Here is a 26,419-nt window from a genome sequence, read left to right as displayed (position 1 = left end):
CCACTTGCAGCGCGTCGACGCCTCGACCCCACCCTGGCCGACACAACGATGGGACTACCATGCTCGACTCCCCCGCACTCGACGACACGAACAGCCCCGGCCACCGGCCCACGGGCTTGGCCCATGCCGCATCCTGCGGTGCCCTGGAAGCCGCCGCTGTGGCGCTGCGAGCGCTGGGCGCAGAATCGGACGCCGAACATCTCGAACGTCTTACCCGCCCGACGCACCCGACCTTTTCGAGAGGGTAGAAGCACCGTCTCCGCAGAAACCGGCAGTAGCGCCGGCTGCGAAAAGGACTCGTGCGCAACTACGGCCGACTCATACCAGTCGGCGATCGACATCTCCCCTATCGGACTCTCGACGTGCCGCACCAGCGGAACTCGAGATGTCGCATTGCTCCGGTCGGTGCGGACGCGGAGCAATGTGCAGCCTGGCTCCTGCCTCCAACCACGCCAGGCTGCGGAACCCGCCGAGGAAACCCCTGCACTCGCCTCGGCGGGTTCCCCCGATTTCGCGTGCTGCCACGGCGGCAGACGTGGACCCGTATTACTGCTCGCAGCATCACGCGACACCCCGGCGTCTCGACCGCCGCACCGGATCGTCGGCCGTGTCGACCGAGACCCACTCCGTTCCGAGGACCGCTATCGTGACCGACCAAGAACCCGACTACCGCTTCACACTCGCCAACGAGCGCACCTTTCTAGCCTGGATCCGCACCGCCCTGGCGCTGTTGGCCGGCGGGGTCGCGGTCGGACACCTGTTCGCCTCCGACATCGAGGAGTTCCCCCCGAAGGCCCTCGGAGGGCTGTGCGTCGGCCTGGCCACCACCCTCGCCGTCGGCGCCTTCCAACGCTGGCGCCAGGTACAGGCCGCGATGCGCCGAAGCGAACCACTTCCGAGTTCGACCATGGTCCGAATAACCGTGGGCGGAGTTTGCATTGCAGCCGTAGCCTGTGCAGTACTGCTCGGAGCGTGAGGATCTCGATGACACACGACTCCGGATTGCAGCCCGAACGCACAGCCCTCGCGTGGCGACGTACGGTACTCACCGCCGCATGTGTGACCGTAGTCTGCTGGCAAAGTTGGACGGATCGACCATCACTGCCCATGCTGGCCGCCACTGCCCTGAGCGGCATCGCCATCGGTGCCACCTGTACAGGACTGGCTCAGCGACGCCGTCGCTACCGCGCCGATCCGCAAGACCCCCGTCCCCTGGCGACGGGCTATTTCGTCGCAGTGAGCGCTACTCCGGCCGTCGCGGCCCTCGCGTACTTCCTCTCATTGGTTTGAGTTCGACGACGAGTCGGTTCCGAGGGGCAGGTGTCACCTACCCCGAGGGTCAGGTGTCACCTACCCCGAGGGTCAGGTGTCACCTACAAGGCCCCAGCATTGATGGATAAGCACGATTATCCATCACTAGCATTGCGGTACAACGGGATTGGACTGAACGACCAGCTGTGAGATGCCGTGGCGCCGACGACGTCCGTAGCGCAGGAACACGAGTTCAGGATCGTTCAGGACCGAAATTGGCCCCGTCGAGCACTTCGGTCACGTCGCGGCAGCGAACCGTGTTCGGGCTGCGCCGGCACTGCCGACCGGACTCCGCATGCGCGCTCGCCCTACACCTCGTTCCCGCGAGACTGCGCGATATCGCACGAAAACTGCTGTTTCGCAACGTGACACGAATCGCCGATAATCTACGTTATGTCAACTATTAGCCGTGGCCTCGTTCACCAGACGCATCATCGCTTCGCCCGAACTGTCGGGTGACAACGTACTTGGGACCTTGACACCCTAGTGTGTTTCAAAAGTGATCTTGAACCGCGTTTCCGCCGGAAGGGGTGTCGCAGTCGTTGAATGAGTGAGGTCTCCGAGATATTCAGGTTTTGCTTGGTCGCTAAACCCAGATACCGGAGACCTCGCTCATTCAGTGGCAACGACACACCTACCGTGTCTGAACTCCCTCACAGTGAGCACTTTTGAAACACGCCCTAGCTGAGACTCAAGGCCGCGGAGGTGAGACTGGGCTCGCCTGACCTTCGGCTCAGCCGAAGATGTCCGGCAGTTGATACTTCCACTGCCGCACCTCGGTCTCATACCGTTGACTACGTCCTGCTACGGCGGCGAGCTGATCTGATGTCATGCCAGCCTCAAGAAGGAGCCTGAACGCCAGGACCCACCGCAGCGACTGGTTGAGTGCATGGACGTCGAGGATGTCTGGAGTGTGCCCCGCTCCTTCCTCACCCAAATCACCTCCCTCGAGAATCGTGACCGCAGCCACATCGAGGGCTTCCTCGTCTGGAACCGCACCCGCACCTGGCGCGGGCAACGCGCCGCTGCCGGCGCAGGACGAACCATCTCGAAAGCCGTGATCCAATCGACGGTGCTGAGTCTGCGCAACCTGCTCGACGACATCACCGAATGGGGCTGGGAGCAGGCACCGACCCGCCGGCTCGCCTTCGCCGCCGACGTCCCCAATCTCGACCTACCGCTTCCGCGGGCTCTGCCGCTCGACATCGACACCGCGGTCATGAATGCCGTTGCCCAGCTGATTGATCCGTTCGCTCGGATAGCGATTGACGGTGCTGCGTGGTGCCGGTCTGCGGGTCGGGGCACTGCTCGAGCTCGAGCTCGGCAGTGTCATCGACTACGGCCCGGCCGGGACCTGGCTGAAGGTGCCGTTGGGCAAACTCGCCCACCGAACGCATGGTTCCGCTCGGCCGGCACCATTGCCGCGTTGGACGAGTGGACCGGACGGCGTGGTGTCTGCCGCCCACTGCCGCATCCTCGCACCGGAGCTTCGACCGATTTCCTGTTCGTCGCGCACGGCCGCCGCCTGGGACAGACGCGACTGCGCAACGGTCTGGTCGCCGCCGTCGAATCCTGCGGGCTGCGCGGGACCGGTGGTGCACCGTTGGTGGTGACCCCGCACCAGCTGCGGCACACCTGGGCGACCGAGCTCGCCAACGCCGGGATGAGTCTGCAGGCGTTGATGGCGTTGCTCGGGCATGTCACCCCGCAGATGACCCTGCGTTACGCCACCCTGGCCTCGCCGACGCTGCGGGACGCCTACGACCAGGCCATGGGCACGATGCGGCGGCGGTTCACTCTCACCCCGATCGGCAACCCATCGTTCCCGACACGGTCAGTTGGCTCGGCAGTGAGATGCTCAAAACTCGTGTTGCCCATGGCTACTGCTCCCGCCACGAAACCGCCGGCGCCTGTCCCTACGCCAACATCTGCGAGACCTGCGATAACTTCGTCACCGGACCGGAGTTCCGCGGCGCACTCGAGGCGCAACGCACCGACATCGCGGCCCTCGAGGTCGATGCTCGTGACCGTGGTTGGGTCGACGAAGCCGGCCGGCACCACCGCGTCGCCGACGCGTTGACGGACCACCTGCACCGTCTCGACCGCTGAGCGGATCGAAGATCAGGGGTTGATCCGACCTTGAGGGCCGGATAAAGGAGCCGCTCAACAAGGAGATCCGCCGTCGGACCGACGCGGTGGGGATCTTCCCGGACCGCACCGCTCTGATCCGACTTGTCGGAGCGGTGCTCGCCGAACAGGACGACGAGTGGATCGAAGGCCGCCGCTACCTCGCCCGCTCCCGCACCGACAAGCCCGCCGACAGCGTCACCGAGGACACCGAGGAGGTGACACCGGCCTTGACCGCCTGATCCACCGACGAGGAATCACGCGACGACGTCGTACACCACCTCAAGGGACTTGACCGCGGGCCCGGTGGCCCGGGGAAAAGTTGTACGTGGTGCTCGACAACTTCTCCCCGCATCGGGACGCGGCAGTGCGGGCGTGGGCGGCGGACAACGATGTCGAGTTGGTGTTTCTGCCGACGTACGGGTCGTGGCTGAACTGGATCGAATCCGAGTTCGCGGCATTTCGGCACTTCGCATTAGGCGGCACCGATCATCGCAGTCACACCGAACAGAACGCCGCAATCGCCGCCTACATACGCTGGCGAAACACCCACGCCGAACCAAAGACCAGTTTCGCTCCCACTCCCCGATCCGAATCTGGACCGAGTACCCGCACTACCCGGTTAAGGTTGCCTGACGAGCCACTAGATGGTTCCGGACCGGTACAGGGTGACGACACACGCCCCACCGAGTCCCAGGTTGTGTTGCAGGGCAACCGAGGCACCCTCGACCTGACGGGCGTCCGCCTGCCCGCGCAGCTGCCAATTGAGCTCCGCGCACTGGGCGAGACCGGTGGCCCCGAGCGGATGGCCCTTCGAGATCAGGCCGCCGGACGGGTTGACGACCCACCGCCCGCCGTAGGTGGTGGCGCCGGACTCGACGAGCTTGCCGCCCTCGCCTGCCGCGCAGAGACCGAGGCCCTCGTAGGTGATGATCTCGTTGATCGCGAAGCAGTCGTGCAGCTCGATCACGTCGACGTCGTCGATCGTCAGTCCGGACTCGGCGAACACCTGCTCCGCGGCCGCGCGGGTCATCTGTGCGCCGACGACGTCGATCATCGACTTGTCAGCGAAGGCCTCCGCGGTGTCGGTGGTGATCGCATGCGCGACGATCTCGACCGCCTGGTCCTCTAGCCCGTGCTCGCGGGCAAACTTCTCGCTGACGACGATCGCGGCGCCGGCGCCGTCCGAGGTCGGCGAGCACTGCGACCGCGTCAACGGTGCGTGAATCATCTTGTCGGCCAGCACCTGGTCCAGGGTGTACTCGTTCTGGAACTGCGCGTACGGGTTGTTCACCGAGTGCCTGTGGTTCTTGACCGCGACGGCGGCGATCTGCTCGGCGGTGGTGCCGTAACGCTCCATGTGCTCGACTGCGGCATTGCCGAACAGCTGCGCGGTCATCGGGCCCCGGTTCCAGCCGAACTTCTCGATCATCACCTTCAGCTGGTCGTCGAGGGTGGTGACCTTCGGCATCTCGCCGGTCCCGGTCATCGACGTCTTCGTCATCTTCTCGAAGCCGACGGCCAGCGCGCAGTCGGCGAATCCCGCCTGCACCCATTCGCGGGCCATCAGCAGGGCGGTGGAACCGGTCGCGCAGTTGTTGTTGACGTTGACGATCGGGATGCCGGTCAGCCCCGTCTCGTACAAAGCCCGCTGCCCGGCGGTGGACGCCCCGAACACGTACCCCGCGGCGGCCCGCTGAACCTGCGAGTAGTCGATTCCGGCGTCCGCGAGCGCCTTGCCCACGGCCTCGGTGACCATGTCCGGGTACTCCCAGTCCCGGGACTCGATCTTCTCAAACTTGGTCATGCCGACGCCGACCACGAAGGTACGGTTCATGGGATACGTGCTCACTTTCCTGTTTCAGGATCGGGCGGCAGACCGCGGATCGGCTCGCCGATGAATGCTCATTCAGTTGTCGGACGAGTTCTAAGGCGCGCCTTTGGCGCTCAGCACGCGGGTTTGCAGGAATTCTTCGATTCCGGCCCTACCACCCTCCCGGCCGAAACCACTGGCTTTCATGCCTCCAAAGGGCAGTTCGACCTCGACGGCGTTGTGCTGGTTCACCCACACGCTCCCGGCCTCGAGTCGTTCGGCGACCCGGGTGGCGACCTCCTCGTCGCGTCCCCACACCGACGCCCCGAGACCGAATTCTTGACCATTGAGGAGCGCGAGCACCTGTTCTAGCGAGTGGTACGCCACCACAGGGAACACGGGGCCGAATTGTTCGAGGGCGACGAGGTCGTGGGAGTCGTCGACGTCGCGCACCAGCGTCGGTTCGAGAAACCACCCGGGTAGATCGGTGCCGCGTCCACCGCCGGTGACGACGGTGGCACCGTTGGCGACCGCTTTGTCCAGCAATGATCGAACGAACGCGAGTTGCGCTTCGTTGTGCAACGGCCCCATTCCGGTTCCTGGGGCAGCCCCGTCCCCAACGGTGATTTCGGCAGCAGCCGCGGCGAACGCCTCGCAGAACTCGTCCAGCCGGGTGTGGGGTACATACGCCCGTTTGGGTGCGACGCACATTTGTCCTGCGTTGAAGAAGGCTGAACGGGCCAGTGACGCCGCGGTTCGCGTCATGTCGGCGTCGTCCAGCACGATTGCGGGATCGTTTCCGCCGAGCTCGAGGGCGACGGGGGTGATCGTCTCAGCGGCCTGCTTCATGATCTGGCGTCCGACAGCGGTCGATCCTGTGAAGCTGATCTTGCGGACCGATCGGTGCTCGACGAGGGCACGCCCGATATCGGGTCCGCCTTGAACGATCTCGAGGACGCCGGGGGGCAGGATCGACTGCAGAATCGACACCATTTCGCTGACAACCAGAGTGACGGACTCTGCTGGTTTGACGACGACCGTATTCCCTGCTGCGAGTGCCGGCGCGATCTTCGCCACCGTCAGAAAGACCGGGAAGTTCCACGGTACGACCGCCGCCACCACGCCGAATGGCACCTTCTGGATACGGGCGGTCCGGCCCGGAGCCTCTGGGGCAGGCATCTCTTCGTCCCAGGTGACTGCGGCGGTGTGTTCGAGAACTCGGGCGCTGACCCACAGCTCGCCCTGCGCTTCAGGGGTGATCTTTCCCTGTTCCGCCACGAGAAGCGACGCGAGCCGGGCGGTGTTCTTCGTCAGCTCAAGCGAGCATCGGTGCAACAAGTCCTGCCGGAGGCGACGGTCGTTGCGCCACAAAGCGAACGCCTCGTGGGCGCGTTCGACAGCACTGTCCACCTCCTCGAGGGTGGAGGCCGGTACCCGGCCGACTTCCTGCAAAGTCGCGGGATTGTGGGAGATCAGTTCAGCCATGATCGACTCCGTTTCGTTCGTAGGTAGATCTTTCCGGTGTGCGACTGTCGCAGCCCTGAGCGTTGGTGTCGCACGAGTTCCGTAAGTCAGCCCTCACCGCGGGACGTGGTTCCTCACGAGGTTGTCGGCCACGTCAGGACGGGTGCAGGCTCTGTGAACCTGGGCGGTTGCCCTCTCATTGCGCCACTGGGGCGGACGGTTCTCGAAGAAGGCGTGGATGCCCTCTGTCATGTCGTCCGAGGCGAGGAAGACCTCGATCGCCCGTTCGGTTACCTGCCATCCGAGTGCGTCCTCGGTAGCTGTGAGGGCTTGTAGCGCACGCAGGCTTTCGCGTACCGACATCGGGGAGGACAGGCAGATGTCCTCGGCGAGGGCGAAGGCTCGATCGAGTGCATTCCCCGCCTCGGTCACCTCGTTGACCAGGCCGAGTTGGTAGGCACGATCAGGCCCCAGCGTGCGGCCGGAGATGAGTAGTTCTCGTGCGATGTTCGGCGGTAGTGCTCGGGCGGCACGGAACAGTGCGCCCGATGTGGCAACGAGTCCGCGGCGGGTCTCCGGAAGGCCGAAACTCGCTGTACAGGATGCGATGATCGCGTCGCAGGCGAGTGCGATCTCGAATCCTCCGCCGAGTGCCGGTCCTTCGACAGCCGCGATAAGCGGGGTACTGCGCTCTCGTCTGATGATCCCGTATTCGCCCCCGCGTTCGGTACGGAGGTCGACGCCCGCACTGAGGTCGGTGCCCGCACTGAAGATCGTTGGTGTTCCGGTGACGATTCCGACCCACAGATCGGGATCGTCGTCGAGACGATTGAGCGCGGCGTCGAGTCCCTCCGCTGTGGCGCGGTCGATCGCATTGCGCTTCGCCTCGCGCTCGATGCGAACGACCAGGATTCTCCCCCGTTGTTCGACGACGACGCTCATGCTCCAACCGCCTCCGCGACGACGGTGCGGGCCCAGCGGTAGTCCGCCTTTCCTGCGGGCGAACGCACGATGGCGGGGACGACCACGATCGAGCGGGGCACCTTGTAGCCCGCGATCGAGACGCGGCAGTGCTCGGCGACGTCATCGGTGTCGATGTCCGCGACACCCTCACGTAGCTGAATGACCGCGGACACCTGCTCTCCGTACCGCTCGTGAGGGAGCCCGGCGACGACGGCGTCCATGACGGCGGGGTGGCTCTTGATTGCCGCCTCCACCTCCTCCGGGAACACCTTCTCGCCGCCGGTGTTGATGCACACCGAGCCGCGGCCGAGCAGCACGATCGACCCGTCCGGTTCGACCCGTCCCATGTCACCGAGGATGGACATCCGCACACCGTCGATCACGGGGAACGTCTGGGCGGTCTTGTCGGGATCGTTGAAGTAGCCGAGGGGCACGTGCCCGCTACGGGCGATGTATCCCAATTCTCCGGATCCGGGCTCGATCGGACGCAGCTTCTCGTCCACCACCGACATGTTGGGATTGCCCACGACCCGCATGTTGCCGTCGGCATCCGTCTCGAGGGTGCCGTCGACACCGGACTCGGACGCGCCGAAGCCGTCCCGCAGGAAGAGGTTTGGCATGAGTTCGAGCAGCTGGTCCTTGGAGCTGCGCGACCACAACGCGCCGCCGGAACTGACCATCATCAGCGAGCTGAGGTCATACGATGACCCCAGCCGGGCAATCGCATCGGCGAGCGGACGGGCCATCGCATCGCCGACGACGGTGATGCACGACGCCTGCTCGTCCTGGATGAGCCGCAGGGCCTCGACCGGGTCGAACGCGCGCATCAAGACCTGCTTGGCACCGCTGAAGAACCCGCTGAACACCGAGTACACGGCCGCGCCGTGCATCAGCGGTGCGGGCAGGATGAACGTCATGCGATTGGCGTTGGCGGCTGCGGCGGCAGCCAGGTCCCGACTGTCGGTGAACGGCGCGCCGTTATGGTTGCCGCCGGCGAGGGCGGCCATGAAGAAGTCTTCATGACGCCACACGACGCCCTTCGGCATGCCGGTGGTGCCGCCGGTGTAGATGATGAAGTGGTCGTCGTCGCTACGCGCAGCGAAACCTCGCGTGGCCGGCTGTCCGGCGAGGGACTCGTCGAAATCGACGTGCGTGACGGCCGGTGTCTCGGCGTTGCCGGCGGGGCCGAACGTCACCAGGGTGGAGAGGGCAGGGCAGGACGGCAGCGCCGCTTCGATGACGGGCAGGAACTCGCCGTCGGCGACCACCGCGACAACCTGAGAGTTGTTGTACAGGTATGTGAGTTCGGTTTCGGTGTAGCGGTAGTTGATGTTGACGGGCACTGCCCGAATCTTCAGGCACGCCAACATGCCCTCGACGAACTGCACACTGTTGCGCATGTGGATGCCAACGTGCTCGCCCGCCCTGATCCCCCGACTTATCAGCGCATGCGCGAGTCGGTTTGCTCGTTGATCGAGCTGGGAGAACGTGCGACGTTCGTCGCCGCAGACCAGGGCTGTGCGGTCGGGAATCTCATCGACGACGGCTTCGAAGAGGTCTGCGAGGTTCAACGACATGAGGAAGATCCTTTGAAGTAGATGAAGGACGAAGGCGGGACTGATCACCGGCCACGCGACTCGAACTGTCGGGTCCGCTTGTCAGGACACCCAGGTGGTGACCGTTCCGATGTCGGCGCGGGTGGTGCGGAAACCGTTGGCGGGGTGGGTGTCGTCGGCGTAGCCGAAGGAGATCGAGCAGACCACCTTCCGGTCGGCCGGTAGGTCGAAGAAGCTGCGCAGGTAGGGCGCGCTGCCGGCCAGCGCGGCCTGCGGGACGGCGGCGACGCCGAGACTGTGCGCGGCGAGGAGGAAGGTGTTGACGTACAGCCCGCAGTCGACGGCGCCGTAGACTCCAAGCGCCTCGTCGGAGGTGATGATCGCGACGTGCGGGGCGTCGAAGAGGTCGAAGTTCTTCATCGTCTGCTCGGCCGAGGCACGCCGATCTCCCGCCGCGATGCCTACGCTCGCATACAACTGCATCGCGCATTCCTTGCGGCGTGCGCCATACTCGCCCCGGTACTCGGCGGGGAAGGGGAAGTCCGGTTCCTGCGCGGACGACCGAACATACTCGCCGAGCCCCTTCCGGAACCGTTCGGTGCCCTCACCTTCGGTGATCGACACCTGCCAGGGCTGGGTGTTGCACCAGGACGGGGTACGCTGCGCCAGTTCGAGGATCCGTTCGATCGTCGCGCGCGGCACCGGGTCCGGGCGGAAGGCGCGGCAGCTGCTGCGCGTCTCGAGCAGGGACCCCAGATCGGCGGGATGACTCGAGGTGGGCGCTTCGGTCACGATGACACTCCTACTTGCGGCCGGACAGGCAGCGCGTCCGGCAACGACGGGATTCCCTACGGTGGAGGTTGGCGCCGGCACGCCGGCTTCCAAGATTGACATTGAAGCCTTATTGATGTCGCCGATGTTCAACGCGCATTGCATTGGCTCAAAGTCCTGAAGCAGGCCAGAGCTGTCAATTTGTGCCCCTGTCCGACTGCGGGGCGGCTGGCCGTGCACACTGCGGCGGAAAGTACTCCCCCCTGCACGCTGCCGGTTTCATGATCGGACCGCGACGGGTGCAACGGTGTCGGTGGCGGGCTTCGAGGTGGCCACGGCTTCCTGTTGCAGACCGCCCTGGGCGGGTTGGCGGCCGTGCTTCATGATCAGCACGACGACCAGACCGACGACCCCGACGAGTGCCGCATACAGGTAGCTGCGGGTGATCGCCTCGTCCGCGTACAGCACCGCGTGAGTCTGGGGATTCACGGCGAGAACGTGATTCGACATCACCGTGCCGGTCAGCGTCGTCGCGATGCCCCCAGCCAGAAGTGCGCCCATCCCGCCGATCGTGTTGCCGACACCGCCCTGCGACGCAGGCAGTGCATCTTGCACCAGGTTCGCGTTCGACGAGTGCACGAAGCCGACGGCGAGGCCGGCGATCGTGCTCATGATGGCGACCTGCCACTGAATCGTGAACAGGCGCGAGCCCAGGAACATTACGACGAGGTACAGGATCGCCGCGCTCATCAGCACGTACCGGGCGCCGATGCGCTTGGCGAGGATGCCGCCGACCGGGCCCATGATCATCGACACGAGTCCCACCGGGAACGTCCAGATCGCGAGCTGTGTAGCCGACAGGCCCGAGCCATAGCTGATACCGGGCAGACCGGCGGGTGTCTGCAGCATGGTCGGGATGATCAGCGCGTGCGCGTTCATCATGTACGAGATGCAGGACACCGCAAGCACCGTTGGACCGAACTTGGGGCCCAGCAGGACGTTCAAATCGATCAGCGGGTTCGGGGCGACGCGCTGCCAGGCGACGAACGCGACAAGCATCACCACGCCACCGATCAGGGCGGTCAGGGTAGCCGCGGAGGTCCAGCCCCACTGCGTGCCCTTCGTGACCCCGAGGAGCAGCACGCCGATGCCCGGTCCCAGCAGTGCGGTGCCCAGGTAGTCGACCGGGCGGTCGAGTCGAACGGGACTCTCGGGAACAACCAGCGCGTAGAACGGCAGGAGCACTGCGACGTAGGCGGCCATGAACCAGAAGATGCCCTGGTAGCCGGTGCTGTCGATGAGCCAGCCCGCGATGAACGGGCTGGCGACAGCGGACATGCCGATTCCCGTGACGACGGCACCGAGGGCGATCGGGACGACCTCTCGCGGGATGATGTCGCGCACGAGCCCGTAGGAGACCGACACGATGCCCATCAGGGAGCCCTGCAGCGCACGACCTGTCAGCATTACGGGGAACGACGTGGCCAGCGCACACACGATGCTGCCTGCGACGAACAGGACTGCCATCGCGATAATGACGCGCTTCTTGCCCCACTTGTCAGATGCCTTGCCGACGAGCGGCATCATCGTCGCGCCCGCCAGGGTCACGATCGAGACGACCCACGCGATGTTGAGGGTCTGGAACTCGGGGACCATGTGCGGCAACGCCGGCAGCACCATGAGGATCTCGAAGGTGGCGATCTCGGAGAGGAGGATGATGAGACCGAGAACCGCAACGATTCGCCATCTACTCATCGAAACATTGTGGACATTCATAGTGTTTGGAGCCTCTGATTAGATGGTGAGACCGACCGGCCGGTCGCCGACGATCGAGATACGCTCCATGACCCGGCGTGCCGGATAGTAGTCGCTCGAAGCGTAGTGCTGGCAGGTCCGGTTGTCCCAGAACGCGATGGTGTCCGGCTGCCACCGCAGCCGAACCTGGAACTCCGGACGCATGACGTGGCGGTAGAGCGTGCGCAGCAACTCGTTCGACTCGTCCTCCGTGACACCGAGGATGCGCTGCGTGAAGGCGACATTGACGAACAGAACGCGACGGCCGGTCTCGGGGATCACCCGCACGACCGGGTGGGTGACCGGTGGGAAGTTAGGCCGCAGCATGTCGATCGCGTCCTGCGGCATTCCGGAACCGAACGAGGTGATCCAGTCGTGTTCGGCCTCGAGCTGGTCGATCCGCGACTTGATGTCGTCGGGCAGCAGGTCGTACGCGGCACCCATGTCCGCCCAGAGCGTGTCGCCGCCGATTGGGGGGATCTCGACCGCCCGCAGAACCGCTGCGAACGAGGGGAACTCGTGCCACGTGACGTCGTTGTGCCATACGTTCTCGGCGCCGACGGCGGTCGCGTCCTTGGCCAGGGTTGCGACATTGACATCGCTCTGGCCGGGCTGGGTGTACTTGAAGAACGGGTGCTGCTCGAGGTCGCCCCACCGCTCGGCGAACGCGCGATGGTCCTCACGGGTGATGTCCTGGTTCCGGAAGAACAGCACCTTCCACTCGATGAGTGCGCGGCGGAGCTCGGCCATGACCTCGTCGGTCAGGTCGCCGCCGAGGCGGATGCCGAAGATCTCGGCCCCGATCGTCGGCGTTTGCGGTTCCAGCGAGAACAGTTCGTAGGGGCGATCTTCCACGTTTGCTGCGGTCCGCGCGGCGACGATGGGCCCGAAGCAGGCGAGTGGGTCGGTCGGTGTGGGTGCGGCGGTCGCCGGAAGTGCATACGTCATGGGGTCCACTCCTAGGAATCCAGTGGCAAACGCCGAGGTCGGCGCCTTGAGTGCGGTCATGTGGAGGCCGGCCGGAGCCGGTCACCGTGGCGTTTGAAAGGTCTGATCCGGGCATTCCGGTGCGATGGAATCCATCGTTTTGGGCAGGACTACGTGGGGGTGCGGTATCTAGATCAGCGCCGGCCGGGACGAGGAGGTTCGCGTAGCGGCGTCTGGATCGGTCGACCCTCGCGCGTTCTGGGCCGTCAGGACGCCTTCGGCGTTCGCCGACGTTCCGTTCGCCGGCCTCTGCCTTCGCCTGCAAGACTGTGGTCCGGGTCACGCCAATAACATTAAGGGAAGGTCCTTAAGGTGTCAAGGTCTCGTGCAGCGAACCCTCCGACACGGGAGCTGATGCCGCGACCAACCTGCGCATGGCGAGGACGGCTCGATTCGCTGCCTCCGCCTCGAATGCGAGGTAGCCCACCTCGTCGATCACGAGCAACGGAGCGCGGCCTAGGTTGACCAGCTGGGTTTCCGGCCGGCCACTGTGATGGCTCGGCGAGCCGAGTGGTTCGCGAGCAGTCGTTGACCAGTTAAGGTAAACAACTTACTATTGCGGTCGTGAGCGAACGGGGAGCCCGTCAAGCGATGATTGACGCCGCAGAGCGGATCGTGGCCGAAGAAGGTATTGCTTCGATGACCTTGAACGGGGTGCAGCTCGCGGCGAATCAGGCCAACAAGTCAGCAGCCAAGTACCACTTCGGTTCTCGTGAGGGCTTGCTGGAAGCTATCGTCGAGGCCCGCATGGCTCCCGTTGACGCGCGCCGGCAGGAATTGCTCGATGACCTAGAGAACCTGGGACAGCCGGTGACTCTTCGGCAAGCTGTGGAGGCTCTCGTTCGTCCGCTCGCCGCCGAAACGTTGGGCCGTCCAGGTAGTCGATACGCACGGTTCATCGTTAATGCACTGACAGACCCCACGCTTGGTCGGATCCTGCCGAAGCACCTGAATGCCGAAAGCTATAGACAAGTCCATCGATTGATGGTCGAACTCAACACTGCCTCGTGTAGCGGCGCGCTGCGCCGAGCTAACAACGTTGTGGTGTTTGTCATGGCTGTACTTGCTACTCACGAAGGGCGAGCTCGATCCCCTGTGGAGACTGAAGAAGTCGTCTCAGACCTCATCGACAGCTGTGTGGCAGTCCTCGAAGCTCCGAATTCGTCGACTACATCGAAATCAGAGGAAGTCCTTCCGTGAATGAGTCACGGCGTACCCTGTCGGCTTCATCGAATCCTTGCTCGGTTTGAAGTTTTCGGTCTTTAGAGCGTGTCTCACGTGGATGAAGTGGGTTGTGATGCATGATGTAGTTCGTGGTTGACGAGTTGTCTATCCGGTTGGTGCCGGATGCGTTGTGGGAGATCGCCGAACCGCTGATTCCGGCCTTCGCCCCCCGACCGCAGGGTGGTGGCAGTGCGCCGGTCGACGACCGGGCGGTGTTCACCGCAATCGTGTTCGTATTGACCAGCGGCTGCGCCTGGCGGCACCTGCCGCCGTCGTTCGGGGTCAGCGTCCCGACCGCGCATCGCCGCTTCACGGCCTGGGTACGCGCGGGGGTGTTCGAGAAACTGCACCGCGAGGTGCTCGATCGACTCGGCGGCTCGGGTGAGCTGGACTGGTCGGCAGCGATCCTGGACGCCGCGAGTGTCCGGGCGAAAAGGGGGGATCTTTGACCGGGCCCAGCCCGGTCGATCGCGGCAAGAAAGGATCGAAGATCCACGTCCTGTCCGAGGCCGAGGGAATTCCGCTGGTTGTCGGCGTCTCTGCAGCGAACACCCACGACAGCACCATGCTGCGGCCGCTGGTCGAGGCCATTCCCGCGGTCAGGTCCCGTCGTGGGCCGCGACGACGCAAACCGGGTCGCCTGCGCGCCGACAAAGGTTACGACTCCGCCGCTCACCGTTGCTGGTTGCGGGAGCGCCGGATCGTCCCGCGGATCGCTCGTCGCGGCATCGAACGCAACGACCGCCTCGGCCGGCACCGATGGAAGATCGAACGCACCCTCGCCTGGCTCACCGGCTACCGCAGGCTCACAATCCGCTACGAACGCCACGCCGAGCACTTCACCGGCTTCCTGCAACTCGCCGCGGCGCTCACCTGCTTCAAGAAGCTCTCCACATGAGACATGCTCTTAGTGGGTAGCGTGAATTCTGAGACCCTTCGGCGCGTCGACCGGCCGAAAGCCCTCGTTTCCCTGTCATTTAGATGTTGTGGTGCATTGCGGATGCGGGAAGGACAACGCGTGATCGAGCGTGCGACAGGCTTGTCTGTGCCGTGAGAGTCACCAACGAGGACACAGTCTCTACGTAAGCGCTGACGCATGTTCGCATTCGACGTGCTCGGCTTCGCCGAGGGCTCGGTCCCGGACGAGAACGCCCTCTACCTGCGGATGGACGAGCGTTCCGCCCGCATCACGGTGGTGCCCAGTGACACCGACGAGATCGTCACCATCGCTGGGAGGTTCGCGACCACGCCGCCTTCGTGTGCGTGCAGAAGGCCGTCGAGGCCGCCGGCATCGCGGTCGAGCCGATCCCGCGAGGAGGCCGACGCCCGCCGTGTCGAGGAGGTCATCACCTTCCAGGATCCGACCGGTGCGACGCTGGAGATCTTCCACGGTGCGGTGCTCGACCACAGCCCGGCCGTGACCCCGTTCGGGGGAAGTTCGTCACCGGCGACCAGGGCCTGGGACACGTGGTGCTCCCGACCATGGACCCGAACGGCAGCTTCAACTTCTACACCGACGTGCTCGGCTTCCTGCCGCGCGGCGCGTTCCGGATCCCGGCTCCGGCGGAGTTCGGCCCGATGCGGGTGCGGTTCTTCGGCGTCAACGAGGGGCACCACAGCCTGGCGCTGTGCCCGGCTCCGCACGGCGGCGCGCCCGGACTGGTGCACATCATGGTCGAGGTCGACACCCTCGACGCGGTCGGCCAGGCGCTCGACCGGGTCGTCCCGGACGGCTTCTCGGTGTCCTCGACGCTCGGTCGGCACACCAACGACAAGATGGTCTCCTTCTATGTGCGGACTCCCGGAGGATGGGATGTCGAGTTCGGAACCGAGGGAATGCGGGTAGACGGGAAGTACTACTCCGCGGAGGAGATCACCGCCGACAGCTACTGGGGCCGCGACTGGTCCGGCAGTGAGCCGCTGGCGGCGATGTAGGACCCGACCCCTCACCTTCGCGCGCGGTTCCACCGGAGCCGCGCGCGTGGTGTATCCAAGACCAGTACAGGAGTTGATCGCAATGACGAGCAGTGCTGCGACTGTCCGCCCCAGGGCGGCAGGCGAGATCACACGGTGGGACCACGAGGCGGACGTCGTCGTGGCCGGCTACGGTGTCGCGGGCGCGTCCGCGGCCGTGGCTGCGGCCCAGGAGGGCGCCGACGTGCTGGTACTCGAACGCACCGGCGGTTGGGGCGGCGCGGCCGCGATGGCCGGCGGGTTTATCTATCTGGGTGGCGGAACTCCGCTTCAGAAGGCGTGCGGCTTCGAGGATTCCGTCGAGAGCATGAAGGCGTTCATGACGGCGGCGCTCGGCCCCGGCGTCGACGCCGAGAAGATCGACGCCTACTGCAAGGGCAGCGTCGACCACTACGGTTGGCTGGTCGAGTGCGGTGTGCCGTTTAAGGAGAGCTTCTGGGGCGAGCCGGGCTGGGAGCCGCCGGGCGACGACGGCCTCCAGTACACCGGCGGCGAGAACGCGGCCCCGTTCGCCGCGACCATCCCGCCCGCGCCGCGCGGCCACGTGCCGCAGATGGCGGACAAGCAGTCCAGCGGCGAGCGCGGCGGCGGATACATGCTGATGAAGCCGCTCACCGACACCGCGACGGAGCTCGGGGTGCGCTCGGTGTACGACACCCGCGTACAGACGCTGGTGGTCGACGAGTCGGGCCGGGTGGTGGGCCTGGTCGCGACGCAGTACGGCAAGGAGGTCACCATCCGGGCCCGCCGCGGCGTGGTGCTCGCGACCGGCAGCTTCGCCTATAACGACCGGATGGTCGAGGCCCACGCGCCGCGGCTGGTCGGCCGGCCGGCCGCGGCGATCGAGGAACACGACGGCAAGGCCATCCAGATGGCCCAGGCCCTCGGTGCCGATCTGGCCCACATGGACGCGACCGAGGTGGCGTTCTTCTGCGACCCACAGCTGTTCATCCGCGGGATCCTGGTCAACGGCCGCGGCCAGCGCTACATCAACGAGGACACCTACCCCGGCCGGGTCGGGCAGGCCACGCTGATCGAGAACCATAACCAGTCGTTCCTGGTGATCGACGAGGCCGCGTACGAGGAGGGCATGGCCGCGCCCACCGCGACCGGGCAGCTGCGGCACCAGCCGAGCTGGGTGTGCGAGACCGTCGAGGAGCTTGAGTCGGAAATGGGGCTGCCCGCCGGCACGCTGCAGGCCACCGTCGAGGTCTACAACCGGCACGCCGCGAACGGCGAGGATCCGGTGCTCGGCAAGAAGTCCGAGTGGGTCCGCCCGATCGGCTCGCCGGTCGCGGCGATCGACCTGCGTGGGTTCACCGGCGGGTTCACGCTCGGCGGTCTGCGCACGAGTGTCGAGTCGGAGGTGCTGCACGTCTCCGGAGAGCCGATTCCGGGTCTGTTCGCGGCCGGCCGGTGCACCGCCGGCGTATCCGCGGGGGGCTACGCGAGCGGTGCGTCGCTCGGGGACGGAAGCTTTTTCGGGCGTCGTGCGGGGCGGTCGGCAGCCAAGGGGTGATCCCGCTCAGAGGTCGATAACCGCAGGTCCAGGGCAAGGGTTCCGGATCGACACAGGTCGAGCCGGGGCCCTTGTTCCATGTAGCGGAAAAACAGACCTCAAGGTCGTGCGTGACAGGCCACACCAGCCGTGGTATCAATAGCCTATTCCTATTGGAATACATCGGTTCGGAACCCCTCACCGGACCGAGGGGCAGCCCGCGAGCCAGGCTGCCGGGGTTCCCTTTCAGCCCGAGCCGCCATCACGCCCGGAGCCCCCATGACCACTCGGCTCGAAGCAGCCGCGATCTGCGACGGCCACCCCCTGCGCCCTCAGACGGGGGTCGAGGAGTAACTGTGCGCCACCCAGAAGGCTTCACCCGCGTTGCCTCCGACCCAACAGCCTCGCGGCTAGCCTGGAGAACGCCGAGCGAAAACCATTGCTCTGCAGCAGTTTTAAACTGGAATAGTGACGTGCTGAGGTGCGACGAGTTCCTGCTCTGGAGAGCGTTATCGTGCCGGGGGATAGATCGGACGGCGGGAGGGTCTAGAAGGTCATGGTCAACCAATATCGGTACCAGGGTCCGTCGAGATGCTCGAATCGCGAGAGGAATTTCGTAGCACCGTAAGTGACCGACTTGAAAGGCGCCGTTCCGGCCTAGGGCCTGTCCTGTGAATCATCGAAGCCATAGGACGATCGCAGCGATGATCAACTCAGACCGGAAGTAGGCAGCCCGTTTGGCATAGCGAGTGGCCAGGTCACGGAAGTGTTTGAGCCGATTGATGCAGCGCTCGACGACGTTGCGACCGGTGTACTCGACGCGATCGAAAGCCGGTGGGCGCCCACCACGTGAACCTTTCACCGCTCGGATGGCCTTCTGGTCCGTCCGTTCCGGGCACGTGAACCGGATTCCGCGGCCCCGCAGCAGCACGCGGGCACTCGGATGCGAATACGCCTTGTCCGCCACGATCGCCTCCGGGCGGGATCGAGGGCGCCCGCCACCGGGACGGGCGACCTCGATCTGGTCGAGCAACGGCACCAGCTGCGGATTGTCACCGGCCTGGCCGGCAGTGAGGACCACGCTCATCGGCATGCCGCGTCCGTCGACCGCGAGATGGATCTTGCTGCTCAGTCCTCCGCGGGAGCGTCCGAGGCATTCTCCGTCGACGGCGAGCGCTTCGACTGCTGGTGTGCAGCCCCTTTTTTTCCGGGCACCGGCCGAATGCTGGTGTGCCCGGACCACGGTCGAGTCGACCGAGACGATCCACTCGACCGCCCCGACCGCGTCGTCCTTGACGACCGCGGCATCGAGGATCATCTCCCAGGTGCCGTCCATGGTCCACTTGCGCAACCGCTCGTTGGCGGTTTTCCATGGCCCGTAGCGTTCGGGAAGGTCCCGCCAGGGTGCGCCGGTACGCAGTTTTCACAAGATCGCGTTGATCACCTGTCGGTGATCACGCCACTGCCCACCTCTCCCCGAGGCGGGCAGCAGCGGTTCGATCTGTGCCCATGCCTTGTCGGTCAGCTCGCCGCGTCCTACCACCCCGAATCTGTATCACGGGGATGTTCACCGATTCACAGGACACGTCCTAGCCGGTTCCCGAATCGACACCGCGTTCGCCGCATGGCCGGATCGGCTGCTGGTATCGAGCGATGCCTATTCGACGGTCGGAGATCCCGCTATATGGCGTGGATCGCTCCTCCCATCTGTTCGCGGTGATCGAGTGTTGCGCGCCATATTCTTCAACAGCGAACCTAAAAGTATGATGGCCTGGGTCAGTCGTCGGCGGTGCGGCCCGGATTGGTCAGTGCGGGGAACCAGATGTCGGTGAGGACGTCGGCTGCCCGTTGGGCGGACACGTCGATGGTTCCCTGGATCGCCCACCGGATGAAGAATCGCTCGAGTTGCGACAGCAGCAGTTCGATACGCAGCCGTGCTTCGTCCTGGCGTTCCTGCGGCCACCGTTTGAGATAGTTGGTCATGGCGTTCGGAAACGCCATGAGTTCCTGGCGGCTCAGGTCTCGCAACTCGGGTTCGAGAGCGACGGCTTCGTCGTATGCAGGCAGCATCCGGCGATTGTCGTCGAACCACTCGAAGGCGCGGTTGAGCCACTTCGCGAATTCGGTGCGCGACCGTGTCGTCAGGACCCGATCGAGGTCCTCGTAGTAGGACACGACGCTCGCGGCTTCGGCATTGACCGCTTGTAGGACCTCCAGTTTTCCGGGGAAGTGAACATAGAAAGTCGCCCGGCTGCAGCCGGCCTCGGCTGCTATATCGTCCACTGTCACAGCTGCGTAACCCTGGGACTCGAATAGTGTCCGCGCGGCGGCAACGAGCTTGGCGCGCGTCGTCCGCTTCTGCTCGTCCCGGAGAGTGCCGCGTCTGACCCGGCGTCCGGCTGCAGTGCTCATGATCTCCTCACCTCTCGGATTCTACGGCTACGAGCGAAACATTCACTGACGATGTGTCGGTGATTGACAGATTGTCAGCGAATGCATATTCTATGCCGCGGATCACAAGACTGATCCCTCCACCCAAGGCGGGACGACGCCCGCTCTGGCAGCGAGCTGCCTCTGCGACGGCCTCCCGCCTCCCGCCGCCCGCCTCAGTCACAGAAAGAGAGCGACATGAGCTCGTCCGAGCTGCCATTGACCTGCATCATCGGTGCCGGACCCTCGGGCATCACCGTGGCCAAACGCCTACAGGATTTCGGCATCCCGTTCGACTGCTTCGAGGCATCGGACGAGGTCGGGGGCAACTGGTACTACAAGAACCCCAACGGGATGTCCGCCTGCTACCAGAGCCTGCACATCGACACCTCGAAGTGGCGCCTGGCGTTTGAGGATTTCCCGGTGCCCGCGCAGTGGCCGGACTTCCCGCACCACTCGCTGCTGTTCCAGTATTTCAAGGACTATGTGGACCACTTCGGTCTGCGCGAGAAGATCACCTTCAACACCAAGGTCGTCACCGCCGAACGCACCGCAGCGGGGTTGTGGGACGTTACGCTGAGCACCGGTGAGCGTCGCATCTACGACGCGCTCGTGGTCGCCAACGGGCACCACTGGGATCCCCGACTTCCCGAATACCCGGGCGAGTTCGACGGCGTGCTCATGCACAGCCACGCCTACAACGACCCGTTCGACCCGATCGACATGCGGGGCAAGAACGTTGTCGTCGTCGGGATGGGCAACTCCGGCCTCGATATCGCGTCCGAACTGTCCCAGCGCTATCTGGCGAACAAGCTCACCGTCTCGGCTCGCCGCGGTGTCTGGGTGATGCCCAAGTATGTCAACGGCAAGGCCGGCGACAAGGAGATCGCCCCGGCCTGGATGCCGCGCACGCTGCGCCTGGCGCTCAGCCGCCGCTTCCTGAACAAGACCCTTGGTCCGATGGAGGGCTACGGTCTGCCGCGTCCGGATCACCGTCCGTTCGAGGCACACCCGAGCTGCAGCGGTGAATTCCTGGGCCGCGCCGGCTCCGGCGACATCGCATTCAAGCCCGCCATCGAGGCGTTGGAGGGCAGCCAGGTTCGGTTCGTCGACGGCAGCGTCGAGGACGTCGACGTGATCATCTGTGCCACCGGATACGACATCAGTTTCCCGTTCTTCACCGACCCGGACCTGCTGCCGGACGGTGAGCAGCGCATGCCGCTGTTCAAGCGGATGGTCAAGCCGGGCATCGACAACCTCTTCTTCATGGGTCTAGCCCAGGCGATGCCGACGCTCGTCAACTTCGCCGAACAGCAGAGCAAGCTGCTTGCGGCCTACCTCAGCGGCACCTACCGGTTGCCTTCCCACGCCGAGATGCACAGCATCATCGAGGTGGACGAGGCCTACAACCTCGGGCCGTTCTACAAGTCCCCGCGGCACACCATCCAGCTTGAGTTCGACCGCTACGTCCGTGAGATCACCAAGGAGATCGAATCGGGACGTAAGCGCGCCGAAACCGCAGGCAACCGACTTCCGGTGCCGGCCCGAGCGCTGCAGAACGCCTGAAAGCGAGGTTGACGATGACCACGACATCGATACCCGGAACGCACGGCGTGTGCCGGGACGACTTCGAGCCGGTCCGCCACGAGCTCGAACGCACACTGGCTTCCGGTGAGGAACTGGGCGCGTCGATCTGCGTGACCGTGGACGGTGAGCCTGTCGTCGACATCTGGGGTGGGTACACGGATGCTGCACGCACGAGCGCCTGGGAGCGCGACACCCTCGTCAACGTCTTCTCCATCACCAAGACGATGACCGCGCTCAGTGCGCTGCTCCTGGTCGACCGGGGCCTGTTGGATCTCGACGAGTCGGTCGCACACTACTGGCCGGAGTTCGCGTCGAACGGCAAGGCGGACATCGAAGTTCGACACCTGCTTTCGCACACCTCCGGGGTGTCGGGATGGGAGCGGCCGATCGAACTCGAGGACATCTACGACCACGAGTCCGCCGCCGCCCGATTGGCCGAGCAGTCTCCGTGGTGGGAGCCGGGCACGGCGTCGGGTTACCATGCGATCAACTACGGCCACCTGATCGGTGAGGTGATCCGGCGCGTCGACGGGCGGTCCCTGGGTCGCTTCTTCGCCGAGGAACTCGCCGGCCCGCTCGGCGCGGACTTCCACATCGGTACCGACCCGGCGCACTTCGACCGGATCGCGCCGATCGTGCCACCGCCGCCCGCCGAATTCGACATGTCCGCCCTCGATCCGGACAGCATCATGATCAAGACGTTGACCTCCCCGCTGCTCGACTACGCGCGCACCTCGGATGCCGCGTGGCGGCAGGCCGAGATCGGGGGCGTCAACGGGCACGGCAATGCCCGTTCGATCGCCCGACTTCAGTCGATCGTGTCGAACTCGGGCGTGCTCGATGGTCGAAACTGGTTGTCGGACAGGACGATCGATTCGATCTTCCGGCAGCAAGCCGACGGGCTGGACCTTGCCCTCATGGTTCCGTTGCGGTTCGGAATCGGCTTCGGTCTGCCACATGCGCAGACCGCTCCTGCGGTACCCGAGGGTCGGGTGTGTTGGTGGACCGGAATCGGCGGGTCGTTCGTGGTGAACGATCTCGACCGCCGCGTCACCTTCGCTTACGCGATGAACAAGATGTCCCCGCAGATCATCGGTTCGGAGCGCGCGGATGCCTACCTTCGTGCAGCGTTCGGGGTGGTCTCATGATGCAGGCGCTGCAGTTGACCGCGCCGGGCGTCCTCAAGTTGCGAGACGTCGAGGTTCCCGAGATCGGTCCCCGCGATCTGCTGCTGCGGGTCGGTGCGGCCGGCATCTGCCACTCCGACCTGCACGTGCTACATGCCCCGACAAGGATGCGGGCGGAACCGATGACGCTCGGTCACGAGGTGGCAGGCACCATCGAGGCCCTCGGTTCCGATGTCAGCTCCCTTCGGGCCGGCGAGCGTGGCCTGGTCTACCTGTGCTGGTCGTGCGGGGAGTGCCGGGAGTGCGTGAGCGGCAACGAGAACGTGTGCATCGCAGCCGGGCGCACCGCCATGCCGCCGTGCCCGGGTCTCGGACCGGACGGCGGAATGGCCGAGTTCATCCGGATCCCGGCGAGTTCGTTCGTGCCGATCGACGACCTCGACTTCGCGCAGGCGGCACCGCTGGCCGACGCCGCTCTCACCAGCTATCACGCCGTCGACGGGGCACGAGAGCACCTCGGTCCCGGCTCCACGGCGGTCGTGATCGGTGTCGGCGGGCTCGGACACGTCGCGGTGCAGATTCTCCGCGCGGTCAGCGCGACCAGGGTGATCGCGGTCGACACGAGCCGGGACAAGCTCGATCTCGCCGCCCGCTGCGGTGCCGACCTGGGCCTGCTCTCCCGTCCCGAGGCCGCAGCGCAGATCCTCGATCTGACCGAGGGCAGGGGTGCCGACGCGGTCTTCGACTTCGTCGGGATCGACGCCACCGCGAGGATGGCGGTCGAGTCGGTAGCGCCGAACGGCGCCTACCGGATGGTCGGCCTGGGCGGCGGCGTGCCCGGCGTCACGGCGGACCCGGCGGGCGGTCCCGGCTGGCCGTGGGGCGCCTCGGTGCGAAAGTCATACGCCGGCAGGAAGAGTGACCTCCTCGCATCCATCGCGCTGGCCCGGGCCGGCAAGCTCCGGATAGAGGTCGAGGAGCATGCCCTGGCCGACGGCGTCGACGCCCTCGGCCGACTCGAGCGGGGGCTGGTCTCCGGACGTGCCGTCTTGCTTCCCTGATCCGCGCCAACGCCAGACCGACGACGTTCACCGAAAGGACTGTGGGGACATGAGTGAAAACAGGTTTTCCGGCAAAACCGCGGTGGTCACCGGTGCAGCCTCCGGGATCGGTGCCGCCATCGCCACTCGGCTCGTCGCCGAGGGCGCGAACGTCGTGGGCATCGACATCGCCGAACAGGCCCTCGACACCATGGCGACGACCCTCGGCACCGCCTTCGCCCCGCATCGGGCGGACGTCGCGCAGGAGGCACAGGTCGCGGCCGCCCTGGATGCCGGGGCGGAGCGGTTCGGTTCGATCGACCTCGCCTTCAACGTGGCCGGGGCCTCGCGAGTCGCCCCGATCGTCGACCTGGACGAGAAGGATTGGGACTTCACCGTCGACCTGGTGCAAAAGGGCGTGTTCCTGTGCACTAAGAGCATGTCTCATGTGGAGAGCTTCTTGAAGCAGGTGAGCGCCGCGGCGAGTTGCAGGAAGCCGGTGAAGTGCTCGGCGTGGCGTTCGTAGCGGATTGTGAGCCTGCGGTAGCCGGTGAGCCAGGCGAGGGTGCGTTCGATCTTCCATCGGTGCCGGCCGAGGCGGTCGTTGCGTTCGATGCCGCGACGAGCGATCCGCGGGACGATCCGGCGCTCCCGCAACCAGCAACGGTGAGCGGCGGAGTCGTAACCTTTGTCGGCGCGCAGGCGACCCGGTTTGCGTCGTCGCGGCCCACGACGGGACCTGACCGCGGGAATGGCCTCGACCAGCGGCCGCAGCATGGTGCTGTCGTGGGTGTTCGCTGCAGAGACGCCGACAACCAGCGGAATTCCCTCGGCCTCGGACAGGACGTGGATCTTCGATCCTTTCTTGCCGCGATCGACCGGGCTGGGCCCGGTCAAAGATCCCCCCTTTTCGCCCGGACACTCGCGGCGTCCAGGATCGCTGCCGACCAGTCCAGCTCACCCGAGCCGCCGAGTCGATCGAGCACCTCGCGGTGCAGTTTCTCGAACACCCCCGCGCGTACCCAGGCCGTGAAGCGGCGATGCGCGGTCGGGACGCTGACCCCGAACGACGGCGGCAGGTGCCGCCAGGCGCAGCCGCTGGTCAATACGAACACGATTGCGGTGAACACCGCCCGGTCGTCGACCGGCGCACTGCCACCACCCTGCGGTCGGGGGGCGAAGGCCGGAATCAGCGGTTCGGCGATCTCCCACAACGCATCCGGCACCAACCGGATAGACAACTCGTCAACCACGAACTACATCATGCATCACAACCCACTTCATCCACGTGAGACACGCTCTAAAGAGCTGGGGTGTGACCGTCAACGACGCATTCTTCCTCGGCGGAGTATCCAAAGCGAAGATCCTTGAGATCCTCAAACCGCACATCTTCTTCGACGACCAGACGAAGCACCTACTTCCAGCAACCACGGTCGCCCCCTGCGTGCATGTTCCTTTCGGTGTTACCAACACGTCGGTGCCCGAAATTCCGGACGAGCGATCGCCGGATGCAATCACCGCAGAGGGCGCGGCCGGACACGACGCTCCAAACTGATCACACGGCGACCGTCTCACTTCCTTGGCAGTAAGATAGCCATCCGGCGTGCACGCGGGATCGAATCGACCCAGCTCGCGACGTCTCACAAGTTGATTCCGAAACAAGGTCTCGAAACATCGGTACGAGAACAATTTTCGGAACAACCAGACCGCAGGAGGCGCGTCGTAGAGTCTCAGCGACGCAATGCCGCGGCCGAGATCGGTAGACCCGCCGCGGCGAGGCGGTCGCATACGTCGGCCGGTGTGCCGGGTGGGTTGCGCCACGCTGCGGCAGTAGCACTGATCGCCTGGTGCACCCGCGCCCCGTCGAGCGTGAACAGGTCCATGACGAACTCGTCCGGATGCAGGGCCTCGATACCGAACTGGGCGAGTTCGCTTTCGGGGAAGTCGCGCAGGTTCGCGGTGACGATCACCTGCGCTGAGCAGCGGATCGCCGCGGCGAGTACATGCCGGTCGTCCTCGTCAGGCAGCGTCAGCGCCGGGATGAGTGCCTCGTACCCGGTGACTAGGCAGTCCGGGACCGCTCGGTTCATCAGCTCCCGCAGCCTGGCCAGGGTGTCGGTGGGGATGTCCGGTCGGTCGGCGGCGAGATTGCGGAACGTCTCGTCGAGAATCCGGTCGGTCCACCGGGCGTGCACCAGTCCGGTCTGGGCCAGGCGAATCAGCACGTCGCGAAGCACGTTCGGGTAAAGCACATTCGCGTCGTAGAGCACGGTGAAGGTCACGTCAGTAGAGTCCGAGGTCTTCGGACAGGGCGGCGAGGTCGTCGGCGGCCCGCCGCGCATCGCCCTGCTGGGTGCGTCGGTACTCGAGCAGTGAGGATGCCAGGATGCGGCGATGCCGGCCCACCAGCCGGTAGCGGATGAGGCCTTGGTCGAGGAGTTTGATCACGTGCGGGCGCGACACATTGAGTAGCTCGGCGGCCTGTTGGGTGGTGAGCTCCGCATGCGCAGGGACCACGGTCACGCCCTGACCGGCTGCCATGTTCGCCAGTACGTCTTTGATCAACTCCAGGGCGGAACTCGGCAGGTGCACGGACTCCGACGTTCCGCCGACGGTGACATCGAACGTGTCGTTACTCGGTTTCACGTCGCGGAGAGCGTGCAGCGCCTGTCGTGCCTGTTCCTGCTCGACGGCACTCGGATGTTCGATCGCGGACATGCCCCACCTCCTCTAAGTGAAATATACGCAGCAAA

Annotated in this window: 21 protein-coding genes and 6 pseudogenes; 14 read left to right on the top strand and 13 right to left on the bottom strand. The window is 65.3% G+C overall.

Annotation, left to right across the window (positions count from 1 at the left end; genetic code table 11):
- Nucleotides 1-646: 646 nt before the first annotated feature.
- The 5 genes and pseudogenes from ACM26Y_RS00565 to ACM26Y_RS00545 all read left to right on the top strand — a co-directional run.
- Nucleotides 647-976 carry a YidH family protein gene (locus tag ACM26Y_RS00565; RefSeq protein ID WP_416062365.1) on the top strand — a complete coding sequence of 110 codons (330 nt, stop codon included), beginning with the start codon at nt 647-649 and terminating at the stop codon, nt 974-976.
- An 8-nt stretch (nt 977-984) separates the two neighbouring features.
- The gene (locus tag ACM26Y_RS00560) at nt 985-1,290 is read left to right on the top strand and encodes a DUF202 domain-containing protein (RefSeq protein ID WP_416062364.1); all 306 of its coding nucleotides are present in this window, start codon (nt 985-987) and stop codon (nt 1,288-1,290) included.
- 955 nt (nt 1,291-2,245) lie between these two features.
- Nucleotides 2,246-3,420: pseudogene (locus tag ACM26Y_RS00555) on the top strand (tyrosine-type recombinase/integrase); the annotation flags it as partial.
- Nucleotides 3,421-3,467: 47 nt separating this feature from the next.
- Nucleotides 3,468-3,680 (top strand): annotated as a pseudogene (locus tag ACM26Y_RS00550) (transposase); the annotation flags it as partial.
- Nucleotides 3,681-3,766: 86 nt separating this feature from the next.
- Nucleotides 3,767-3,838 (top strand): annotated as a pseudogene (locus tag ACM26Y_RS00545) (hypothetical protein); the annotation flags it as partial.
- A 243-nt stretch (nt 3,839-4,081) separates the two neighbouring features.
- On the opposite strand, the gene ACM26Y_RS00540 reads toward ACM26Y_RS00545, so the two are convergent.
- The 8 genes and pseudogenes from ACM26Y_RS00540 to ACM26Y_RS00505 all read right to left on the bottom strand — a co-directional run.
- Nucleotides 4,082-5,275 (bottom strand): lipid-transfer protein, encoded by a 1,194-nt coding sequence (locus ACM26Y_RS00540; protein WP_416062363.1) that lies wholly within the window; start codon nt 5,273-5,275, stop codon nt 4,082-4,084.
- A 90-nt stretch (nt 5,276-5,365) separates the two neighbouring features.
- On the bottom strand, nt 5,366-6,736 hold the full coding sequence (locus tag ACM26Y_RS00535) for an aldehyde dehydrogenase family protein (RefSeq protein ID WP_317550727.1): 1,371 nt from the start codon (nt 6,734-6,736) through the stop codon (nt 5,366-5,368).
- Nucleotides 6,737-6,829: 93 nt separating this feature from the next.
- Complete coding sequence (locus ACM26Y_RS00530; protein WP_317550726.1) at nt 6,830-7,657, bottom strand: enoyl-CoA hydratase-related protein; 828 nt, start codon at nt 7,655-7,657, stop codon at nt 6,830-6,832.
- Nucleotides 7,654-9,255, bottom strand: coding sequence for an acyl-CoA synthetase (locus tag ACM26Y_RS00525; protein WP_416062362.1), 1,602 nt, complete (start codon nt 9,253-9,255; stop codon nt 7,654-7,656). The genes ACM26Y_RS00530 and ACM26Y_RS00525 overlap by 4 nt, the downstream gene beginning before the upstream one ends.
- Nucleotides 9,256-9,336: 81 nt before the next feature.
- The gene (locus tag ACM26Y_RS00520; RefSeq protein ID WP_317550724.1) at nt 9,337-10,026 is read right to left on the bottom strand and encodes a nitroreductase; all 690 of its coding nucleotides are present in this window, start codon (nt 10,024-10,026) and stop codon (nt 9,337-9,339) included.
- Nucleotides 10,027-10,284: 258 nt separating this feature from the next.
- The gene (locus tag ACM26Y_RS00515; RefSeq protein ID WP_416062361.1) at nt 10,285-11,760 is read right to left on the bottom strand and encodes an MFS transporter; all 1,476 of its coding nucleotides are present in this window, start codon (nt 11,758-11,760) and stop codon (nt 10,285-10,287) included.
- Nucleotides 11,761-11,799: 39 nt separating this feature from the next.
- Nucleotides 11,800-12,747 carry a TauD/TfdA dioxygenase family protein gene (locus ACM26Y_RS00510; RefSeq protein WP_317550722.1) on the bottom strand — a complete coding sequence of 316 codons (948 nt, stop codon included), beginning with the start codon at nt 12,745-12,747 and terminating at the stop codon, nt 11,800-11,802.
- A gap of 430 nt (nt 12,748-13,177) precedes the next feature.
- A pseudogene (locus ACM26Y_RS00505) lies at nt 13,178-13,285 on the bottom strand (IS21-like element ISAau2 family helper ATPase IstB); the annotation flags it as partial.
- 65 nt (nt 13,286-13,350) lie between these two features.
- Here ACM26Y_RS00505 and ACM26Y_RS00500 point away from each other — a divergent pair.
- The 4 genes and pseudogenes from ACM26Y_RS00500 (at nt 13,351) to ACM26Y_RS00485 (ending at nt 17,503) form a co-directional block, all read left to right on the top strand.
- Nucleotides 13,351-13,986 (top strand): TetR/AcrR family transcriptional regulator, encoded by a 636-nt coding sequence (locus ACM26Y_RS00500; RefSeq protein ID WP_416062360.1) that lies wholly within the window; start codon nt 13,351-13,353, stop codon nt 13,984-13,986.
- A 113-nt stretch (nt 13,987-14,099) separates the two neighbouring features.
- Nucleotides 14,100-14,908, top strand: a protein-coding gene (locus tag ACM26Y_RS00495; protein ID WP_375295872.1) for an IS5 family transposase whose coding sequence is annotated in 2 segments (ribosomal slippage) — nt 14,100-14,447 and nt 14,450-14,908 — 807 coding nt in all. Because the reading frame shifts where the segments join, the coding sequence is not laid out codon by codon here.
- A gap of 198 nt (nt 14,909-15,106) precedes the next feature.
- A pseudogene (locus ACM26Y_RS00490) lies at nt 15,107-15,945 on the top strand (VOC family protein).
- 82 nt (nt 15,946-16,027) lie between these two features.
- Nucleotides 16,028-17,503 (top strand): FAD-dependent oxidoreductase, encoded by a 1,476-nt coding sequence (locus tag ACM26Y_RS00485; protein ID WP_317551263.1) that lies wholly within the window; start codon nt 16,028-16,030, stop codon nt 17,501-17,503.
- Between the two features lie 655 nt (nt 17,504-18,158).
- Here ACM26Y_RS00485 and ACM26Y_RS00480 read toward each other — a convergent pair.
- Nucleotides 18,159-19,025 (bottom strand): annotated as a pseudogene (locus tag ACM26Y_RS00480) (IS5 family transposase).
- A 233-nt stretch (nt 19,026-19,258) separates the two neighbouring features.
- The gene (locus tag ACM26Y_RS00475; RefSeq protein ID WP_416062359.1) at nt 19,259-19,894 is read right to left on the bottom strand and encodes a TetR/AcrR family transcriptional regulator; all 636 of its coding nucleotides are present in this window, start codon (nt 19,892-19,894) and stop codon (nt 19,259-19,261) included.
- Between the two features lie 216 nt (nt 19,895-20,110).
- Here ACM26Y_RS00475 and ACM26Y_RS00470 point away from each other — a divergent pair, with 216 nt between their 5' ends.
- From ACM26Y_RS00470 to ACM26Y_RS00455, 4 genes are read left to right on the top strand one after another with little or no spacing between them, the layout of a single operon-like run.
- Entirely contained in the window at nt 20,111-21,478 is a 1,368-nt protein-coding gene (locus tag ACM26Y_RS00470; RefSeq protein ID WP_416062358.1) for a flavin-containing monooxygenase, read from the top strand.
- A 14-nt stretch (nt 21,479-21,492) separates the two neighbouring features.
- Nucleotides 21,493-22,647 (top strand): serine hydrolase domain-containing protein, encoded by a 1,155-nt coding sequence (locus ACM26Y_RS00465; RefSeq protein WP_416062357.1) that lies wholly within the window; start codon nt 21,493-21,495, stop codon nt 22,645-22,647.
- Nucleotides 22,647-23,687: an NAD(P)-dependent alcohol dehydrogenase gene (locus tag ACM26Y_RS00460; protein WP_416063753.1), complete on the top strand. Its 1,041-nt coding sequence runs from the start codon at nt 22,647-22,649 to the stop codon at nt 23,685-23,687. Before ACM26Y_RS00465 ends, ACM26Y_RS00460 begins: the two co-directional genes overlap by 1 nt.
- Nucleotides 23,688-23,736: 49 nt before the next feature.
- Complete coding sequence (locus ACM26Y_RS00455; RefSeq protein ID WP_416062356.1) at nt 23,737-24,192, top strand: SDR family NAD(P)-dependent oxidoreductase; 456 nt, start codon at nt 23,737-23,739, stop codon at nt 24,190-24,192.
- Here the strand turns inward: ACM26Y_RS00455 and ACM26Y_RS00450 are convergent.
- Nucleotides 24,111-24,919 (bottom strand): IS5 family transposase gene (locus ACM26Y_RS00450; RefSeq protein WP_375295872.1). Its coding sequence is split into 2 segments (ribosomal slippage): nt 24,111-24,569 and nt 24,572-24,919, totalling 807 coding nucleotides; the frame shifts between segments, so codons are not numbered across the junction. The genes ACM26Y_RS00455 and ACM26Y_RS00450 overlap by 82 nt on opposite strands.
- A 35-nt stretch (nt 24,920-24,954) precedes the next feature.
- Between ACM26Y_RS00450 and ACM26Y_RS00445 the strand changes: the two genes are divergently transcribed.
- A complete protein-coding gene (locus ACM26Y_RS00445) occupies nt 24,955-25,221 on the top strand; it encodes a 5'-nucleotidase (protein ID WP_416062355.1) in 267 nt (88 codons plus the stop codon).
- Between the two features lie 175 nt (nt 25,222-25,396).
- Here ACM26Y_RS00445 and ACM26Y_RS00440 read toward each other — a convergent pair whose 3' ends face one another.
- Nucleotides 25,397-25,948, bottom strand: a complete 552-nt coding sequence (locus tag ACM26Y_RS00440) for a PIN domain-containing protein (RefSeq protein ID WP_416062354.1) — start codon at nt 25,946-25,948, stop codon at nt 25,397-25,399.
- Between the two features lies 1 nt (nt 25,949).
- The gene (locus ACM26Y_RS00435) at nt 25,950-26,384 is read right to left on the bottom strand and encodes a helix-turn-helix domain-containing protein (RefSeq protein WP_416062353.1); all 435 of its coding nucleotides are present in this window, start codon (nt 26,382-26,384) and stop codon (nt 25,950-25,952) included.
- Between the last annotated feature and the right edge of the window lie 35 nt (nt 26,385-26,419).

This window comes from Rhodococcus indonesiensis, from assembly GCF_047782815.1.
Classification (GTDB): Bacteria; Actinomycetota; Actinomycetes; order Mycobacteriales; family Mycobacteriaceae; genus Rhodococcus; species Rhodococcus indonesiensis.
The sequence above is the reverse complement of the archived record's forward strand: the minus strand, read 5'-3'. Positions and strand labels throughout refer to the sequence as shown.

What these genes read in the sequence shown, in the direction of transcription:
- ACM26Y_RS00525 (WP_416062362.1), bottom strand. Translation starts at nt 9,255, where the DNA reads ATGTCGTTGAACCTCGCAGACCTCTTCGAAGCCGTCGTCGATGAGATT.
- ACM26Y_RS00530 (WP_317550726.1), bottom strand. Translation starts at nt 7,657, where the DNA reads ATGAGCGTCGTCGTCGAACAACGGGGGAGAATCCTGGTCGTTCGCATC.
- ACM26Y_RS00475 (WP_416062359.1), bottom strand. Translation starts at nt 19,894, where the DNA reads ATGAGCACTGCAGCCGGACGCCGGGTCAGACGCGGCACTCTCCGGGAC.
- ACM26Y_RS00540 (WP_416062363.1), bottom strand. Translation starts at nt 5,275, where the DNA reads ATGAACCGTACCTTCGTGGTCGGCGTCGGCATGACCAAGTTTGAGAAG.
- ACM26Y_RS00435 (WP_416062353.1), bottom strand. Translation starts at nt 26,384, where the DNA reads ATGTCCGCGATCGAACATCCGAGTGCCGTCGAGCAGGAACAGGCACGA.
- ACM26Y_RS00515 (WP_416062361.1), bottom strand. Translation starts at nt 11,760, where the DNA reads ATGAGTAGATGGCGAATCGTTGCGGTTCTCGGTCTCATCATCCTCCTC.
- ACM26Y_RS00560 (WP_416062364.1), top strand. Translation starts at nt 985, where the DNA reads ATGACACACGACTCCGGATTGCAGCCCGAACGCACAGCCCTCGCGTGG.
- ACM26Y_RS00470 (WP_416062358.1), top strand. Translation starts at nt 20,111, where the DNA reads ATGAGCTCGTCCGAGCTGCCATTGACCTGCATCATCGGTGCCGGACCC.
- ACM26Y_RS00455 (WP_416062356.1), top strand. Translation starts at nt 23,737, where the DNA reads ATGAGTGAAAACAGGTTTTCCGGCAAAACCGCGGTGGTCACCGGTGCA.
- ACM26Y_RS00535 (WP_317550727.1), bottom strand. Translation starts at nt 6,736, where the DNA reads ATGGCTGAACTGATCTCCCACAATCCCGCGACTTTGCAGGAAGTCGGC.
- ACM26Y_RS00460 (WP_416063753.1), top strand. Translation starts at nt 22,647, where the DNA reads ATGCAGGCGCTGCAGTTGACCGCGCCGGGCGTCCTCAAGTTGCGAGAC.
- ACM26Y_RS00485 (WP_317551263.1), top strand. Translation starts at nt 16,028, where the DNA reads ATGACGAGCAGTGCTGCGACTGTCCGCCCCAGGGCGGCAGGCGAGATC.
- ACM26Y_RS00510 (WP_317550722.1), bottom strand. Translation starts at nt 12,747, where the DNA reads ATGACGTATGCACTTCCGGCGACCGCCGCACCCACACCGACCGACCCA.
- ACM26Y_RS00465 (WP_416062357.1), top strand. Translation starts at nt 21,493, where the DNA reads ATGACCACGACATCGATACCCGGAACGCACGGCGTGTGCCGGGACGAC.